The organism is Dickeya fangzhongdai (assembly GCF_002812485.1).
GTDB classification, from domain to species: Bacteria; Pseudomonadota; Gammaproteobacteria; order Enterobacterales; family Enterobacteriaceae; genus Dickeya; species Dickeya fangzhongdai.
The window spans coordinates 321,077-337,096 of record NZ_CP025003.1 but is presented as its reverse complement, the minus strand read 5'-3'; the positions used below and the strand labels follow the sequence as shown (position 1 = coordinate 337,096).

Here is a 16,020-nt window from a genome sequence, read left to right as displayed (position 1 = left end):
AAGGAAGACGATATGCAGCTTAACATTACCGGACACCACGTCGAAATTACGGATGCTCTGCGCGAATTCGTGACCTTAAAATTCGCCAAACTTGAGCAATACTTTGATCGTATCAATCAGGTGTACGTGGTATTGAAAGTGGAAAAGATCCTGCACATTGCGGATGCCACCATCCACGTCAACGGAGGTGAGCTGCATGCCACATCGGAAGCGGATGATATGTATGCCGCCATCGATCTGTTGATCGACAAGCTGGCAAGACAGTTAAACAAACATAAGGATAAACTGAAACAGCACTGATTTTGCCGTTTCAGGTGCAGGGACAGCAACCGGCCTGCTGTATGATGGCGGGCCGGTAACCGAAGGCAACAGTGTCGTTAAGTGAACGTATCATGAACAACGAGCCCGTTATGCAACTTAGCGCCGTTCTCCGTAAGGAGTGCACGCGTAGCGCCGTCCACTGTCAGAGCAAAAAGCGCGCACTGGAAATCATCAGTGAACTGGCCGCCAGACAGCTCAACCTGCCGCCGCAGATGGTGTTTGAAGCGATTCTGACCCGGGAACGCATGGGCAGCACCGGTATCGGCAATGGCATCGCCATTCCGCACGGCAAGCTGGAAGACGAGAATACGCTGGGCGCGGTCGGCGTCTTTATCCAGTTGGAGCAGCCGATCGCTTTTGACGCCATCGACAACCAGCCGGTCGATCTGCTTTTTGCCTTGCTGGTTCCCACTGAACAATGTAAAACCCATTTACATACTTTGTCGCTCGTCGCCAAACGGCTGGCGGATAAAACCGTGTGTAAGCGGCTGCGCGCCGCTCAAAGCGATGAAGAGCTGTATCAGATCATGACGGAAGCGGATCTGTCCGACCAGCCCTGACGGCTGGCGGCGCCGGTTTCGGTTGCTATCCACAACGCACGTAACAGCAGGCGCGAGCCTGACAGGATGCCGGCCCGGCCGGGAAAACGAAGTTAGCTAACTGTGGCGGTGGACATTCACCATCCCGCTGCCAGGGGGGAGTCGTCAGATGGTGCTGATGATTGTCAGTGGTCGTTCAGGTTCGGGGAAATCCGTAGCCCTGCGCGCGCTGGAAGACATGGGTTTCTATTGTGTGGATAACCTGCCGGTGGTGTTGTTGCCCGAGCTGGCGCACACGCTGGCGGAACGGAATATCTCCGCGGCGGTCAGCATTGACGTGCGCAACCTGCCGGAAACGCCGGAAGTGCTGGAACATGCCCTGACCCGCCTGCCCCAGAGCTTCTCTCCCCAACTGCTGTTTTTGGACGCCGATCGCAATACGCTGATTCGGCGTTACAGCGACACCCGCCGCCTGCATCCGCTCTCCAGCAAAAACCTGTCGCTGGAAAGCGCTATCGATGAAGAAAACGATCTGCTGGAGCCGCTGCGCTCGCGCGCCGATCTGATCATCGATACCTCGGAGATGTCGGTGCACGAGCTGGCGGAAATGCTGCGTACCCGTTTACTGGGTAAACGCGAGCGCGAGCTGACTATGGTATTCGAGTCATTCGGCTACAAGCACGGCATCCCGATTGATGCGGATTACGTGTTTGACGTGCGTTTCCTGCCTAACCCGCACTGGGACCCGAAACTGCGCCCGATGACGGGTCTGGATAAACCGGTGGCCGCGTTTCTCGACAGGCACACCGAAGTCCACAACTTCATCTACCAGACCCGCAGCTACCTGGAACTGTGGCTGCCGATGCTGGAAACCAACAACCGCAGCTATCTTACCGTCGCGATCGGTTGTACCGGCGGGAAACACCGCTCGGTCTACATCGCCGAGCAACTGGCGGATTACTTTCGCTCCCGTGGCAAAAACGTGCAGTCACGCCACCGTACGCTGGAAAAACGCAAATCATGACCGTCAGGCAAACCGTTGAAGTGACAAACCGTCTGGGGATGCACGCCCGCCCGGCCATGAAACTGTTCGAGTTGGTGCAAAGCTTTGACGCCGCGGTGTTGCTACGCAACGAAAGCGGCACCGAAGCCGACGCCAGCAGCGTCATCGCCATGCTGATGCTGGATTCGGCCAAAGGGCGCCATATCGAAGTGGAAGTCACCGGCCCGGATGAAGAACAGGCGCTGGCGGCGGTCATTCAGCTGTTTGAAGCCGGGTTTGACGAGGATTAATCTGCCGGGGCGGCTCCTGCTGACGCAAGTCGCCTCGTGATCCCGCGCGCTTCCTTTTTCTGCGGTCAGTTTTTATGTGGTAGGTTTTTCTGTAGTCGGCTTTTATGCGGCGAGTTTTTATGCGGTAAGTTCTCGACATCCCTGCTACCATCAGATTAACTTATGCCCCTGCCCTTCGCGGCGGGGGTGTTGTTATCTGCTATTGCAAAAACTGGAGAGACATATGGATAAACCGCACCTGACGATTAGCGAGCTGGATGCCGAACGCCTGGATGCGCTGCTGGAGCAACCCGCTTTTGCCGATACAGAGGTGGCTCAGGCCCTGAGCGAAGAACTGGATCGGGCGGATATCGTCCAGCCGGTCGAGATTCCGGCTGATGTAGTCACCATGAACAGCCGGGTTCGGTTCCGCGACCTGCTCACGACGGAAGAACATATCCGCACGCTGGTCTATCCGGCCAGCCTTAAAGACAGCCGGGAGCAGATTTCGGTCATGGCGCCGCTGGGCGCCGCACTGCTCGGCATGCACGTCGGCAACAGCATTGCCTGGCCGTTGCCGAATGGCGAAGAAACGCGGATTGAAGTGATGGAACTGCTCTACCAGCCGGAAGCGGCGGGTGAATACCACCGCTGATAACGGCGACATGCGACTGCCCTGAAGATCCGGGCAGTCAATGTCATTGAAAATAAAACTTATACCCCGGCAATCTTCATCGACGGCAACAAGACCGAGCCGCACTGGATGTTGCTGCGCGTTTCGATATCATCACCGATGGTCACCATGTTGCGCAGCATATCTTTCAGGTTGCCGGCGATGGTGATTTCGCTCACCGGATACTGAATTTCGCCGTTCTCCACCCAGAATCCGGCCGCGCCGCGGGAATAATCCCCGGTTACCGCGCTCACGCCTTGCCCCATCAGGCTGGTGACCAGCAAGCCGGTGCCCATTTCCTTCAGCATGCCGTCAAAATCCAGCCCGCGCCCGGCAATACGCCAGTTATGAATCCCGCCGGCATGGCCGGTGCTCTTCATGCCCAGTTTACGACCGGCATACGTGGTCAACAGCCAGGTTTGCAATACGCCGTCTTTGACGATATCGCGCTGCTCGGTGCGAACGCCTTCGCTGTCGAACGGGGTGGACGCCAGCCCTTTACGCAAATGCGGCAGTTCCTGAATGGTCAGCCATTCCGGCAGAATCTGTTTGCCGAGGCTATCCAGCAGGAAGGTGGATTTACGGTAGACGCTGCTGCCGCTGATGGCGCCGACCAGATGACCGAACAACCCGGTCGCCACTTCGGCGGAGAACATCACCGGCGCTTCCATGGTGGCCAGTTTACGCGGCGACAGGCGCGCCAGCGTACGGCGGGCGCACTCTTCCCCAACCCACGCCGGCGAGCTCAGATCGCCCAGCGCGCGGCCGATGGTGTAGGCGTAATCGCGCTCCATCTCGCCGTTGTGCTCGGCAATCACGCTGACCGACATGGAGTGGCGGCTGGAGCAGTAGCTTTGCAGCATACCGTGGCTGTTGCCGAACACCTTGATGCCATAGTGGCTGTTGAAACTGCCGCCTTCGGTATTGGTAATGCGTTTGTCGGCTTTCAGCGCCGCCTGTTCAGCGGCGGCGGCCAGTTCGATGCCGCGATCGGCGTCCAGCTCCGCCGGGTGGAACAAGTCCAGATCCGGCGCCTCAAACGCCAGCAGATCCTTATCCGCCGGGCCAGAGCATGGGTCAACCGAGGTGTAACGGGCAATATCCAGCGCCGCCTGCACCGTGCGGGCAATGGCGTCCGGGCTCATATCGGTGGACGACGCGCTGCCCTTGCGCTGTTGATAGTAGACGGTAATACCGAGCGCACCGTCACTATTGAATTCGACGTTTTCAACTTCACCATACCGGGAGCTGACGCTGATCCCCGTTGTTTTCGTGACGGCAACTTCCGCCGCATCAGAACCGGCACGGGCCAATTCCAGCGCCTGCGATACCGCCTGTTCCAGCACTTTACGCTGTTCTGCAACCTGAGTGATTATTGTCATCGATTTGCCATAATGAGTGAGAAAACATTCAGATAATCCATGATGCAACGAATGCTGTCCGCCTGCTATTCGTCACCTTACCTCAGACGTAAAATGAGGTAGCCTGTGATTGAGTCTAACAGGATCGGCGGACAATTTCGCACAAAGCCCATAACCTGATAGGATCAGCCTCTTTTATTGGGGAGCCACGATGAACAAACATCCCGAAGACTGGCAGGATGACGTCCCGGACGCCAGCCAGGACGATGAAGACGAAGAGATAATTTGGGTCAGCAAAAGCGAAATCAAACGCGATGCTGAAGCCCTGAAAGCGCTGGGCACCGAGCTGGTTGAGCTGGGTAAGAACGCGCTGGAGCGCATCCCGCTGGATGAAGACCTGCGTGCCGCGATTGAACTGGCGCAGCGCATCACCAAGGAAGGCCGCCGCCGTCAGTTGCAGCTGATTGGCAAGATGCTGCGCGCCCGCGACCCGGAGCCAATCCAGACCGCGCTGGACAAGCTGCGCAACCGCCACAACCAGCAGGTGTCGCTGTTCCACAAACTGGAGCAGTTGCGCGACCGGTTGGTGACTGAAGGCGACGGCGCGATTCCAGACATCCTCGCACTTTATCCGCAGGCCGATCGCCAGCAGCTGCGCTCGCTGGTGCGTAACGCCCAGAAAGAAAAAGCCGCCAACAAGCCGTCCAAGTCGGCCCGGCAGATTTTCCAGTATCTGCGCGAACTGGCGGAAGCCGAGTAATGTCAGGCAGGCACCTTACGGTGCCTATTTTTTATTTGGTTGACGCCACCAGCGCGGAGCCGGCGAAAATGAACAGGGTGCCGGTGGCGCGGTTGAACAACCGCAGGCGGCGCGGATGGGCAAACAGCGCCGATACCCGGTGGCCCATGCAGGCGTAAGTAAACATGATGCTGAAATCCAGCACTACCCAGGTGAGCGCCAGCAGCGCGAACTGCATGGCTTGCGGCGCGCTGGTATCGATAAAATTGGGAAACAGGGCGGCAAAGAACAGGATGTCTTTGGGATTGCTGACCCCCACCATAAAGCCGTGACGATAGAGACCCAGCGCGCCCGGCGCCGCTTCATCCACCTCAGTTGACGGCGTCAGGGTGCTTTCCCGTGTCCGCCAGGCGGAAATGCCGAGCCAGATCAGGTAGAGCGCGCCCACCACTTTCAGCGCCAGAAACGCCGTCGCCGACGCCGCCAGAATCGCGCCCAGCCCCAGCGCGGACGCCGTCATCAGCACCAGCGAGCCGGTCGCGCCGCCCAGAATGGTCGCCAGCGCGCGCCGTTGCCCGTACCGCAGGCCATGCGCCATACTGAGCAAAGCCGACGGACCCGGTACGGCAATCAGCACGGCGATCACACCGAGGTAAACCAGCCAAAGATGCAAAGTCATTATTCTGTCTTCCGTTGATGTCAATTTATCTAACAAGCGGTTAAGGTAACGCTTTCGTTATGTAATTTAAAACACAACGAAATGGCAGACCACAACCCTAAGAGACTGATCCCACATGACAACGCTATTTCTGTATTACGTGGGCGGGCGCGCCCAGGGCGCCAACATCGAACTGCATGACGTCCAGTTCGCCGCAGTGGAACGCCCAGAAGACGGATTTCCCCTGCTGAAAGCCAGCTGGTTCGGCGATAAAAGCCAGGTCCACGTCGATAGCTACACCCCCTGTCAGTGGGCGGACGGCTATGATATCACGCTCAGCCGTCAGCCGTTTCATGGGCGGGAAAAACTCTGGTTCATCAATATGGGCGGATATCTGCCGCACGACCCGGCGGAAGTGCATCAGTTCGGGCTGTTCGTGGCGCCGGATGCGGAACAGGCCAAACAACGCGCCAAAGCGGTGTTGCTGACCGAGGTGTTCCAGCAGCACAAGGACGATCTGCGCGATGTGGACGACTGCCTGCCGCTAACCCTGCTGGACCGCTGGCATATCCACCTGACCGCCAACCTGACCGGTCGCGTATCGCCGCCGCAGTGGCAGGGGTATCACCCGCTGTAATCGCTTCCCGGCTTAATCGCCGAGCGCGTGTTTATGACGGTGCAGCAGCGCCGTCAGGCGGCCGACCGCATTAATTGCGTCATCCGATACCTGATGGTCGCGCAACAGGTGCTGATATTCATCCATCTGCGCCAACAGCCGGGAAAAATGGTGACTGCGGTCGCGGGTAGCGGCAATCACTTGTTCCGCCGTCGCCCGCATCTGGCGGTGAAAAGCGGACAGGCTGGGGCTGACCGGCAACTCCAGCGTCCGCAGGCGCTGATGCATCATGATCAGCGACAGCGCCAGCCGGTATTTGCCGATTTCCCCCGGAAACAGGTTCAGCAGCAAAAACAGGTGCTGATACAACGCGGGCAGGTGGTTCTCCTGCCGCCGTGCCGGACGGGTCGACAGCGCCGACACCGCGCCGAACACAAACCGGTTAAGTAGCGTGCGCTCGGTGCGGTCGCGGGTATTATCCCGAATCAGCAGAATAACGATCAACGCCAGAAAACAACCAATAATCTGCCCGATAGCGTTATCAAGGAACTGGGACAGGTTGAACTTCATCGGATTGCTGAGTACCAGGATGTTGATGGTGCTGGCCAGCGTACCCAACGATCCCAGCCGCCGCTTCTGCACCTCAATGCCGATCACAAACGCCATACCGCCCAGACTCAGGCACAACAACAGCAGGCTTTGCTGGGTGGACGGCAACACCAGCATGAACATCAACGCCCCCAGCGGCAGCGCCACCAGAGAACCAATCAGAAAGTCCTTGGCCGCCATCAATGGATTAGGCAGCCGCATCGCCAGCGAGGTCACCACCGCGATGATCACCATACATGAACTGCCCGATGTCCAACCGGTCCACAACCAGAACAAACACCCCAGGCCGGTGGCGACAGCGGTGCGTATGCCGTTGATCATGGCGTGATGCGTTTCCGCCGAGCTGGCCTTCACCGGCACGTCGGCATCCAGCAACGCCGCTTCGCTCTGACTGATGCGCACATTGGTTTTTACGCCTTTCGACAGCAGTTGGTAGCGGGCCGCCGCCGACAGCCAGCTCACCAGCGTCGGCGGCAGGCTGCGGCTATGCGCGGCAGCCAGATGACGAAACTGTCGCAAACGTCGCTGCACGTCCGCCGGCGTATCCGCCGGTTGTTCCAGCATCATGGCGATCGCCCCTTTAACGGCATCGGGGTGGTCCTGCAGCGTCAATCGGGTTTCGCACGCCTGGGTAATCATGATCCAGGATTGGGTCAACAGCGTTTTTATCCGGCGGCTAGCCCCCTGCCAGCGGGATGACTCCATCATCAGCACGCTGCGCATACCGTTGATGGCGTGTGTTTTACGCACCAGTCCGTTCCACGCGGCGTCCAGCTCCTCTTTCGACATGCCATTCACGCAGCGTTGCAGCAATTGATATTGCCCCACCAGCAGTTCATCCACCGCCCGGTCGATATCCTGTTTGATAGAACGGGGTGAAAACAACAGGTCGGCCAAAATGGCGCAGACAATCCCCAGCACGATTTCACTGCAACGTTCAACGGCGAATTGCGGAATACGCAGCGGCGCGCTCTGGCTGGTAACGATGATGATCAACGTCGTGTAGCCCGCCAGCGCAAACACATAGGCGTTCTCTACTTTTACCAGCGACGAAATCCAGACGCAGACGCCCGCCCACAGGCAGCACAGCATCAGCATCACCACCGGTGCCCGCACCGTGGCGATGATAATAACCAGCGCGCCGATACAACCGATAAAGGTGCCGATCACCCTGAGCATACCGCGGTGACGAATGGCGCCGGAGAACGGATCGCCGCCGGCGGCGAAAGCCGGACCGGCCGCTACAATCGCGGCGGTCAGCGCCGCCCAGCGCGGAGTTTCCAGTTGCAGATGAAACCCCAGCACCAGCGACAGCACGATAGCCGTGCTGAGTTTGAAGGCAAACCGCAGGCGCAAAAACGCGGGACTGTTCATCATAGGCGCTCGCTTAGCCAAACTCGCGCAGACGATGCAGCAGTTGCAATAACGGCGACATCGACTTGGTGTTGCGGGTATGCTCGCCGGTCACTACCACCGTGGCGGTGGTCCCGGCCGGATACAGGTCGCCCCATTGCTGATCGAGACGAATCCTGACCGGCACCCGCTGTGCCAGCCGTACCCATTCCAGATTGGAATCCACCGTCGCCAGCCCTTTGGTGTCGGCGGAACTGCTGCTGTTGGTTACTCCGGCGGCGATGCTATCCACCGCGCCGAACAGAATCTGATTGCTGCCCAGCGGGGTGATTTCCACCCGATAGCCGGGGCGCACGCCCGCCAGTTTGGTTTCTTCCATGTAGGCCAGCAGATAGAACGAATCCTTTTTCACCAGCGCCACCGCGGTGGAGCCGCGGGTAATGTATTCGCCAGCGTGCACGTGCAGGTTGGTTATCCAGCCATCGGCCGGGGCTCGCACCACCGTACGCGCCAGATCGAGCTTCGCCAGTTCCAGCTCCGCCTGCGCCTTTGCCAGCTGATGCAGCGTGGTTTGCAGCGCATTGCCGGACTGTTCAATCTCTTCACGCGACATCGCCTGCACGCCGAGACGCTGGCGGCGCGCCGACTCCCGCTTTTTCTCATCAGCCAGCGCCTGATAGTAGGCCACGTCCGCCTGCGCCTGCTCCAGCGCCTGCTGGTAACGCGGCTGATCAATCACGAACAGCACATCGCCCTGCTTCACCGGCTGGTTATCCTGCACTTTCACATCGGTCAGCAGGCCGCTGACATCGGGGGCGATCGCCACCACATCGGCGCTGAAACGAGCGTCGCGGGTCCAGGGAGATTCGGTGTAAAACGACCACACGCGCACCAGCGCCACCGCGGCCAGCAACACCAGCACTAGCGTGATGGCCATGCGGCTGAATTTTTTGATCATCACTTTCACAACAGATGCTTTCACAACAACCTCAAAGACCGAAACGAAACAGCAGATAGAACAGGCAGACAAACAACGCGGTATTAAACAGAGCCGGGTGCCAGACCCGGTCGTAAATGCCCGTGGGATGCAGCAGTCGGATACAGATAAAAAACAGCGCCAGCGTCACCAGCAGCACAAAAAACACCGGCGGGAACGACAGGCCGAACAGCACCATGACCGGGAGTGAATTCATCCTCTTTTCCTTTTTTTCACCATCACGCCGCCCGTCGCTCGCATCAGCAACCGTATGTGTCGGGGTCGGGGAAGATGAGGTAAACACCCATTCCCGTCGGCATCGCTGCCAGCGGGTGAAAGACACAGCTTTAACTGAATAATCACGATGGCGGGCGCTGATTTAATGCAGATCGCTTGCGGCGTTAAATCAGCGTTTTAAACCCTTCAGAACGACCACGGCAGCAAAGACGAGTAATCAGGACCGCTCTTCGTGGTCAAACAGGCTATATTATGAAACGTTATTATTATGTTATCTACGCAGTGTGATCTAAATCACTTTTAAGCCAGGATTAACAATGGAACGATTAAAGAGCATGTCGGTCTTCGCCAGAGTAGTGGAGTTCGGCTCGTTCACCGCCGCCGCCCGTCAGCTGGAAATGAGCGTATCTGCCGTCAGCCAGACGGTTACCCGGCTGGAAGATGAACTGCAGGTGAAACTGCTCAACCGCAGCACCCGCAGCATCGGGCTGACGGAAGCCGGCAGGATCTACTACCACGGCTGCCGCCGCATGTTGCACGAAGCGCAGGAAGTGCATGAGCAGTTATATGCGTTCAACAACACCCCGATCGGTACGCTGCGCATCGGCAGCTCCTCCACCATGGCGCAAAACGTGCTGGCGAATATGACCACCGACATGCTGAAGGAGTACCCAGGGCTGTCGGTCAATCTGGTGTGCGGCATTCCGGCGCCGGACCTGATTGCCGACGGATTGGACATCGTCATCCGGGTCGGCGCGCTGCAGGACTCCAGCCTGTACAGCACCCGTCTCGGCTCCATGCCGATGGTGGTCTGCGCCGCCAGAAGCTATCTGGCGCAGCACGGCACGCCGGAAAAACCCGCCGACGTGAGCAACGTATCCTGGCTGGAGTACAGCGTCCGCCCGGACAGCGAATTTGAGCTGATAGCGCCGGAAGGCATCACCACCCGGCTGACGCCGCAAGGACGCTTCGTCACCAACGACCCGGTCACGCTGATTCGCTGGCTGAAAAACGGCGCCGGCATCGCCTATATGCCGTTAATGTGGGTATTTGAAGAGATCAAACGCGGCGAAATAGAGATCCTATTCCCGCGTTATCATTCGGACCCGCGCCCGGTGTACGCGCTCTACACCCGCCGCGACAATCTGCCGCTGAAGGTGCAGGTGTGCATTAATTACCTGACCGAGTATTTCAACAAGGTGGCGCTGATTTATCAGGGATACCGGCAGGAACACCCGCAGAGCGAGCCGCCGCAGAAATAAATCAGGCCGCATCGGCGGCCTGATTTAACAACCAACGTATCAACGCTTAGGCGGTGCCGCCTACCGTAATGTTGTCGAGCTTCAGAGTCGGCTGACCGACGCCGACCGGCAAGCTTTGCCCTTCTTTGCCGCACACCCCGACGCCTCTATCCAGCGTCAGATCGTTGCCGACCATCGAAATCTGCTGCATGGCTTCAATGCCGGAGCCAATCAGCGTCGCGCCTTTCACCGGTTTGGTGACGCGGCCGTTCTCGATCAGGTACGCCTCGGACGTGGAGAACACGAACTTGCCGGAGGTGATATCCACCTGACCGCCGCCAAAGTTCGGCGCGTACAGACCGTAATCCACGCTGGCGATGATCTCTTCCGGAGTGGATTTGCCCGCCAGCATGTAGGTGTTGGTCATACGCGGCATCGGCAGATGGGCGTATGACTCGCGGCGGCCGTTGCCGGTCGGCGCGACGCCCATCAGACGGGCGTTCAGTTTGTCCTGCATGTAACCTTTGAGAATGCCGTTCTCAATCAGCACGTTGTACTGGCCGGGCACGCCTTCGTCATCCATCGCCAGCGAACCGCGGCGCCCTTCCAGTGTACCGTCATCCACCACCGTACACAGCTCGGATGCTACCAGCTTGCCGACCTGACCGCTGAACACCGAAGTGCCGCGACGGTTGAAGTCGCCTTCCAGACCGTGCCCGACCGCCTCGTGCAACAGCACGCCCGGCCAGCCTGAGCCCAGCACCACCGGCATCGACCCAGCCGGCGCCGCCACGGCGGACAAATTGACCAGCGCCATGCGCACCGCCTCTTTGGCCCAGGCTTCCGCCCGCACTTCGCCATCCGCCTGCTGCCAGAAATAGTCGTAGCCGGTACGCGCGCCGCCGCCGCTGGAGCCGCGTTCACGACGGCCGTTTTCTTCCACCAGCACGCTGACGGACAACCGCACCAGCGGGCGCACGTCCGCCGCCAGAGTGCCGTCGGTGGCGGCCACCAGAATCAGCTCATACACGCCGGTCAGGCTGGCGGTGACTTCCTGCACGCGCGCATCCGCCGCGCGGGCGGTGGCGTCAACCCGTTGCAACAGCGCGATCTTCTCTTCACGAGTCAGGCTGTCCAGCGGATTGGCCTGCGGGTACAGGCCGCGATGCGGCACTTCGCCCAGCGTTTTAACCGCGCCGTTGCCCTGCTCACGCACAATGCTGCGCGCGGCCTGCGCGCTTTGCTGCAGCGCGTTGAGCGTAATCTGGTCTGCGTAGGCAAAACCGGTCTTCTCGCCGTTAATGGCCCGGATCCCCACGCCCTGATCGATATGATAAGAACCGTCCTTGATGATGCGATCTTCCAGCACCCAGGACTCATGGTAGCTTGACTGAAAATACAGGTCGGCGTAGTCGATACGCCGTTCACTCAACGTGCCTAAAATAGACTGTAAATCCTGATGGCTCAGTTTATTGGCCGTGAGTAATTGCTCACTGACAAATGTCAGACTCATAGAATGTCACTCTTATTGTCAATGTCATCAGATAACCAGACCGCAGTTACTGGCCCGCCGCCTCGGCGGCCTTGGCTTTTTGCGGTTCACGCACTACTTCCTGAATCTTTGGTTGATCCACACTACCGGAAATGTGGTAACGAATCAGGGAAATTTTACTCCACAGCGGCGCCAGCACCTTGCTGGCGGCAAACACCGCCGCCCCGATTACCGGGTTGACCGCAAAGGCGGTCGCCACGCCGACGGTGGCGGAAATCTCCGGCGCCACCACCGCTTCCATCGACAGTTCGCGCTTCACCAGGTCGATGTCGCCTTTCATGGCGATATCCGCCTCAAGGCCGTCCACCAGCAGATTATCGGTGTGCAGCACCCCGTCTTTTATCCACGCCGTGCTGCGAACCGAGTCAAAGTAAAAGCCTTTGCCGAAGGTGTCGCTGAAATCAAACTGTAGCTTACGCAGCAGCGCATCGAAACTCACCAGCCGTAATAATTGCCCGGCCTGGCCGGTGCCGACGTTGACGATTTCGCCTTTGCCGATATCGGTTTTCAGGATCCCGCTCAGGCTCGGAATATGCGGCGCCCACGGCGAACCGTGCCAGTATAGGTCGTAGTCGATCTTGAACGCGCCGGCGCGCAACGGCGTCGCCAGCCCCAGCCAGTCGGCGTTGTCGCTCAGGCTGCCGCCGGACAATTGCCCTTTGATCGCGGTGCGGGTGCCTTCGCCGCTTTCCTGCCAGCTGCCGTCCAGCGTCAGCCTGGCCTTACCGTTGTCGACCAGCCCGTTAGCCAGCACCAGCTTGTTGGGTTCCGGTTGCAGCGTGCCTTTCATCTGCCCGACGTTTTGCCCCATCAGCCAGCATTCACGGCATTCAAACTGCAGCGCCGGCCAGTCTTCAAAGCGAATGCTGGGATCGTTGAGCGGCGATTTTTTCTCCGCCAGCGCCGCCGGGTTGGTCGCATCGTCCCCTTGCCACTGCGGATTATAATAAAGATAGCGCACATCGCCGCGCCACAGCCCGGAAGCTGGGATCAGCAGGCGACCGTCGATTTCTCTGCCGGCGGCGGTAATTTCGCTGCCGCCGTTCTGGCTGCGGCTGGTAAACATCAGGTCATGCCATTGCTGACCGAGTATTTTCAGTTCCGGCGTGGTCAGCGTCACCCGCTCCGGCCACTGAAAGCGGCTGGCTCCGGCCTGCGCCGTAACGGCGTTGCGCACGCCGGGCAGCAGCGCCAGCCAGCGCTCGCCGTCCAGCGGCGGCAACGCCAGCGTCAGCGACGAATCATCCGGCAGCGGCGGGGGTTTCACCCCTTCCTGCCAGGCGGCTCGCGTCAGCATGACTTGGTTATCTTTAAGCAGCCACTGACTGTTGAAAGACTGGTTTTTTCCCAATGAACCGGTGAGCGAGAAACCGCGAACGTCCCCTTTGGCACTGACCTGCAGCCCCAGCGCCGTTCCTCCGGCTTTATTCAGCGGAGAAGGTAAGCGACTGCTCACTTCCTTAAGATCGCCCTGAACCGTCACGTCATAACTGGATGGCCCCTGATGCGGCAGCGTTACCTGTACCGCGCTCTGCCAGCCGGCATTGCCATTCAGCGCCGTCGTTACCGGTTTGGGCAGCCCCGGCAAACGGGACACCGCCCAGCTTCCCTGCAATCCGACATTGACCAGAAACGCCTTTTCCTGTTCCTGAGTCGAAAAGTTGAAGGTCAGCGGTTGTTCGAGCCAGCGCGCCTGTAGCGTCTGGCTGGAGAGGTTGCCGTTATCGTAATGGAACGTCCCGCTGACCGACTGGAGCGACACGTCCAGCGGCTTGATAAACAGATGGTTATTGTTGAGCGCTACGTCGCCGCTGGCCTTCACCAGCCCGCCATTGAGCGGGATGTCGAGATGCAGGTTGCCCTGCACGTCTCCGCCAATCTGGAGCTGCGTCAGCGCGCTGCCCAGCGTGGGTTTCATCGGCGTCTGCGCGAAGTAATCGCTCACTTTCTTACCGCTTCCGCTGATGTCGCCGTCAATCAGCAGCTTTTCCTTGCTGTAGTCCGGGATCACCGCATTGATGTTGCGCCCTTCGGCCTCGCCCAGCATCACATGCGGCGCCGACATCCACAGGCCGTTGTTAAGGAAATTCAGGGTAATATTCAGATTGTCCAGCGCGGGCCAGCCGGGCTGGAACTCGAAACGCGATTTTTCCAGCGGCACCCAGACCTGGAATTGCCCTTCCTGATGCTCGAACGGGAACTGCGCCGGATTGCCGGCGAACACCAGCGTGGCGTTATCCACCTGACCCGATTTGATGGCGCCGGTCAGGTAATTCACCAGATCCTTGCCCATAAACGGCTCGGGATAATAGCGCCAGGCATCGGCGGCATCGCCGAGCCGAATCCCGGCCAGAATATCCAGCCGTGGTTCTCCCTGCGCGGGATGGCGATAGCGGAAATCACCGTTGGCCCACAACGAACGGGAGCGAACATCCAGCCCTTGTCCCCACAGCTCCCAGCCCTGAGGATCGTTGCGCCAGTCCAGCGTGGCGTCCGCCTGCCGGATATCCAGCGGTGCGCGGAACATGTCCTGATACGGCAAGGTACTCTGCGCCAGATTCACCCGCACCCGCCCGCGCGCCAGACTGCCTGCCGCCTCGCCGGAAACATGATTGGCACCCGGCAGCAGTCGCCAGTTTTTCCAGCCGACATCCTGCCAGCTCGCCTGAAAGCGGGTCTGTTCGGGTTGCTGCAAGGGGATATCCAGCGCCAGCGTGGTCAGTTGTCCCTCCGGTTGCAGTGCCTGCCAGCGGGTTTTCAGTTCCGGCGTGGTGGTGCTTAACAGCGGCAGCAACGGCCCCAGACGATCCAGCGCCAGATGACGACCGCGGATGCGTAACTCGGCCGGGCGGTCCGGCCCCAGCAACTGCGTATCCGACGGCAGCCACAGGGCGGACAGTTGCCCTTTCGGCCAGTCGACGCCATCGGTGGACAGGTTCAGCGCCGGCACATCCAACTGCCAGCCGTTCTGGTAGCGGCTGGCGTGCAGCGTCATGCCGTTAATGCCCAGCCGGTGCAGCGTGGTGCCGTCGCGCCAGCTGGCATCGCCCTGACTGAGCAACAGATCGCCGCCGTATATGTCGCCTTCCCGCACCTGCAACCAGGCGGCGAGGCTGAAATTGGCGCTCTCCAGCCCGGTGTTGTTGCGAATCCAGCGGCCCAGCCACGGTTTCATGTCGATGTTGTCGGCCTGCAGATAGACCACGCCGTTATTCAGCCAGCCCTGCTCGTCGCGCAAATCCATGCGCAGCTGCACCATGCCGTGCGGGCCGTTAAGGCTGGACAGGCTAATTTGCCCTTCCGCCCGGTGCCGGTTTTTACCGTTCAGCCAGGTCAGTTGGGGAATTTGCAGTTCGGCCTGGGTACCCGCCGGGGTCAGGAAACGAATGCGGCTATTGCGCAGATCGAAATGATCGAACTGTCGCAGGAACAGCGAGCCAAGTTGATCCGGTTCCCAGGTGCGGGCGCGCTGTCGATCGGGATCGATCGGCGTTTTGATGTCTACTTGCAGGTGATAAAACGTGAGATCGCGGAATTTCCACTTCAGATGCAGCAGCGACTGCCAGACATCCAGCGCTACCGAAATGCGTTCCGATTGCCACTCGGCATCCGGATGATGAATACGTAGATTAGTGATATCCAGCGTGGGGCCGAAGGTTTCCCAACTGCCGCTGAGGCTCTCCACCTCCATCGGCAAACCGGTGACGGACTGCGCCCAGGCCACGACCTGTGGCCGGAAAGTATCCAGCGTCGGCAGCACCATTCTCAGGCCGCTGACCAGCAGCGCGACCAGTACAATCAGAATGGCCCCCGTGGCTGCTGCTATTCCGGGCAATCGTTTTATGCCGGCCAGTCGCCTCACACATGTCTCCT

General features: G+C 59.5%; 15 protein-coding genes. 8 read left to right on the top strand and 7 right to left on the bottom strand.

Annotated features, from left to right (window positions below; genetic code table 11):
- Positions 1 to 12 precede the first annotated feature (12 nt).
- The 5 genes from hpf (at position 13) to rnk (ending at position 2,787) form a co-directional block, all read left to right on the top strand.
- On the top strand, positions 13 to 300 hold the full coding sequence (gene hpf / locus CVE23_RS01570) for a ribosome hibernation promoting factor (protein WP_022631818.1): 288 nt from the start codon (positions 13 to 15) through the stop codon (positions 298 to 300).
- 92 nt (positions 301 to 392) lie between these two features.
- On the top strand, positions 393 to 881 hold the full coding sequence (gene ptsN / locus CVE23_RS01565; protein WP_024104239.1) for a PTS IIA-like nitrogen regulatory protein PtsN: 489 nt from the start codon (positions 393 to 395) through the stop codon (positions 879 to 881).
- Between the two features lie 148 nt (positions 882 to 1,029).
- Entirely contained in the window at positions 1,030 to 1,884 is an 855-nt protein-coding gene (rapZ, locus tag CVE23_RS01560) for an RNase adapter RapZ (protein WP_013316003.1), read from the top strand.
- A complete protein-coding gene (gene npr, locus CVE23_RS01555; protein ID WP_038917558.1) occupies positions 1,881 to 2,153 on the top strand; it encodes a PTS phosphocarrier protein NPr in 273 nt (90 codons plus the stop codon). Before rapZ ends, npr begins: the two co-directional genes overlap by 4 nt.
- Before the next feature lie 223 nt (positions 2,154 to 2,376).
- A complete protein-coding gene (gene rnk, locus CVE23_RS01550) occupies positions 2,377 to 2,787 on the top strand; it encodes a nucleoside diphosphate kinase regulator (protein ID WP_038917556.1) in 411 nt (136 codons plus the stop codon).
- Positions 2,788 to 2,846: 59 nt separating this feature from the next.
- Here rnk and pmbA read toward each other — a convergent pair whose 3' ends face one another.
- On the bottom strand, positions 2,847 to 4,187 hold the full coding sequence (gene pmbA / locus CVE23_RS01545) for a metalloprotease PmbA (protein ID WP_038917555.1): 1,341 nt from the start codon (positions 4,185 to 4,187) through the stop codon (positions 2,847 to 2,849).
- 190 nt (positions 4,188 to 4,377) lie between these two features.
- Between pmbA and yjgA the strand changes: the two genes are divergently transcribed.
- Positions 4,378 to 4,926 carry a ribosome biogenesis factor YjgA gene (gene yjgA / locus CVE23_RS01540; protein WP_038663181.1) on the top strand — a complete coding sequence of 183 codons (549 nt, stop codon included), beginning with the start codon at positions 4,378 to 4,380 and terminating at the stop codon, positions 4,924 to 4,926.
- Positions 4,927 to 4,957: 31 nt separating this feature from the next.
- Here yjgA and CVE23_RS01535 read toward each other — a convergent pair whose 3' ends face one another.
- On the bottom strand, positions 4,958 to 5,584 hold the full coding sequence (locus tag CVE23_RS01535) for a LysE family translocator (protein WP_038917553.1): 627 nt from the start codon (positions 5,582 to 5,584) through the stop codon (positions 4,958 to 4,960).
- Between the two features lie 115 nt (positions 5,585 to 5,699).
- Here CVE23_RS01535 and CVE23_RS01530 point away from each other — a divergent pair, with 115 nt between their 5' ends.
- Positions 5,700 to 6,200: a DUF1543 domain-containing protein gene (locus CVE23_RS01530; protein WP_038917552.1), complete on the top strand. Its 501-nt coding sequence runs from the start codon at positions 5,700 to 5,702 to the stop codon at positions 6,198 to 6,200.
- Positions 6,201 to 6,212: 12 nt separating this feature from the next.
- Here the strand turns inward: CVE23_RS01530 and aaeB are convergent, their stop codons facing one another.
- The 3 genes from aaeB to aaeX are packed head-to-tail and all read right to left on the bottom strand — an operon-like array spanning position 6,213 to position 9,334.
- Entirely contained in the window at positions 6,213 to 8,162 is a 1,950-nt protein-coding gene (gene aaeB / locus CVE23_RS01525; protein ID WP_100850386.1) for a p-hydroxybenzoic acid efflux pump subunit AaeB, read from the bottom strand.
- Between the two features lie 13 nt (positions 8,163 to 8,175).
- On the bottom strand, positions 8,176 to 9,099 hold the full coding sequence (gene aaeA, locus CVE23_RS01520; protein ID WP_080762624.1) for a p-hydroxybenzoic acid efflux pump subunit AaeA: 924 nt from the start codon (positions 9,097 to 9,099) through the stop codon (positions 8,176 to 8,178).
- A 31-nt stretch (positions 9,100 to 9,130) separates the two neighbouring features.
- Complete coding sequence (gene aaeX, locus CVE23_RS01515; RefSeq protein WP_022631808.1) at positions 9,131 to 9,334, bottom strand: p-hydroxybenzoic acid efflux pump operon protein AaeX; 204 nt, start codon at positions 9,332 to 9,334, stop codon at positions 9,131 to 9,133.
- 337 nt (positions 9,335 to 9,671) lie between these two features.
- Here aaeX and aaeR point away from each other — a divergent pair, with 337 nt between their 5' ends.
- On the top strand, positions 9,672 to 10,616 hold the full coding sequence (gene aaeR, locus CVE23_RS01510) for an HTH-type transcriptional activator AaeR (protein ID WP_038663193.1): 945 nt from the start codon (positions 9,672 to 9,674) through the stop codon (positions 10,614 to 10,616).
- A gap of 46 nt (positions 10,617 to 10,662) precedes the next feature.
- On the opposite strand, the gene tldD is transcribed toward aaeR, so the two are convergent.
- Positions 10,663 to 12,108 carry a metalloprotease TldD gene (gene tldD, locus CVE23_RS01505; protein WP_038917549.1) on the bottom strand — a complete coding sequence of 482 codons (1,446 nt, stop codon included), beginning with the start codon at positions 12,106 to 12,108 and terminating at the stop codon, positions 10,663 to 10,665.
- 46 nt (positions 12,109 to 12,154) lie between these two features.
- Positions 12,155 to 15,991, bottom strand: a complete 3,837-nt coding sequence (gene yhdP, locus CVE23_RS01500) for an AsmA2 domain-containing protein YhdP (protein ID WP_100850385.1) — start codon at positions 15,989 to 15,991, stop codon at positions 12,155 to 12,157.
- Positions 15,992 to 16,020: the final 29 nt, after the last annotated feature.

Bases quoted from the DNA above. Each gene is read 5' to 3' on its own strand.
- aaeX (WP_022631808.1), bottom strand. From the start codon at position 9,334: ATGAATTCACTCCCGGTCATGGTGCTGTTCGGCCTGTCGTTCCCGCCG.
- aaeB (WP_100850386.1), bottom strand. From the start codon at position 8,162: ATGAACAGTCCCGCGTTTTTGCGCCTGCGGTTTGCCTTCAAACTCAGC.
- tldD (WP_038917549.1), bottom strand. From the start codon at position 12,108: ATGAGTCTGACATTTGTCAGTGAGCAATTACTCACGGCCAATAAACTG.
- rapZ (WP_013316003.1), top strand. From the start codon at position 1,030: ATGGTGCTGATGATTGTCAGTGGTCGTTCAGGTTCGGGGAAATCCGTA.
- aaeA (WP_080762624.1), bottom strand. From the start codon at position 9,099: ATGATCAAAAAATTCAGCCGCATGGCCATCACGCTAGTGCTGGTGTTG.
- yjgA (WP_038663181.1), top strand. From the start codon at position 4,378: ATGAACAAACATCCCGAAGACTGGCAGGATGACGTCCCGGACGCCAGC.
- ptsN (WP_024104239.1), top strand. From the start codon at position 393: ATGAACAACGAGCCCGTTATGCAACTTAGCGCCGTTCTCCGTAAGGAG.
- CVE23_RS01530 (WP_038917552.1), top strand. From the start codon at position 5,700: ATGACAACGCTATTTCTGTATTACGTGGGCGGGCGCGCCCAGGGCGCC.
- pmbA (WP_038917555.1), bottom strand. From the start codon at position 4,187: ATGACAATAATCACTCAGGTTGCAGAACAGCGTAAAGTGCTGGAACAG.
- hpf (WP_022631818.1), top strand. From the start codon at position 13: ATGCAGCTTAACATTACCGGACACCACGTCGAAATTACGGATGCTCTG.
- aaeR (WP_038663193.1), top strand. From the start codon at position 9,672: ATGGAACGATTAAAGAGCATGTCGGTCTTCGCCAGAGTAGTGGAGTTC.
- npr (WP_038917558.1), top strand. From the start codon at position 1,881: ATGACCGTCAGGCAAACCGTTGAAGTGACAAACCGTCTGGGGATGCAC.
- rnk (WP_038917556.1), top strand. From the start codon at position 2,377: ATGGATAAACCGCACCTGACGATTAGCGAGCTGGATGCCGAACGCCTG.
- CVE23_RS01535 (WP_038917553.1), bottom strand. From the start codon at position 5,584: ATGACTTTGCATCTTTGGCTGGTTTACCTCGGTGTGATCGCCGTGCTG.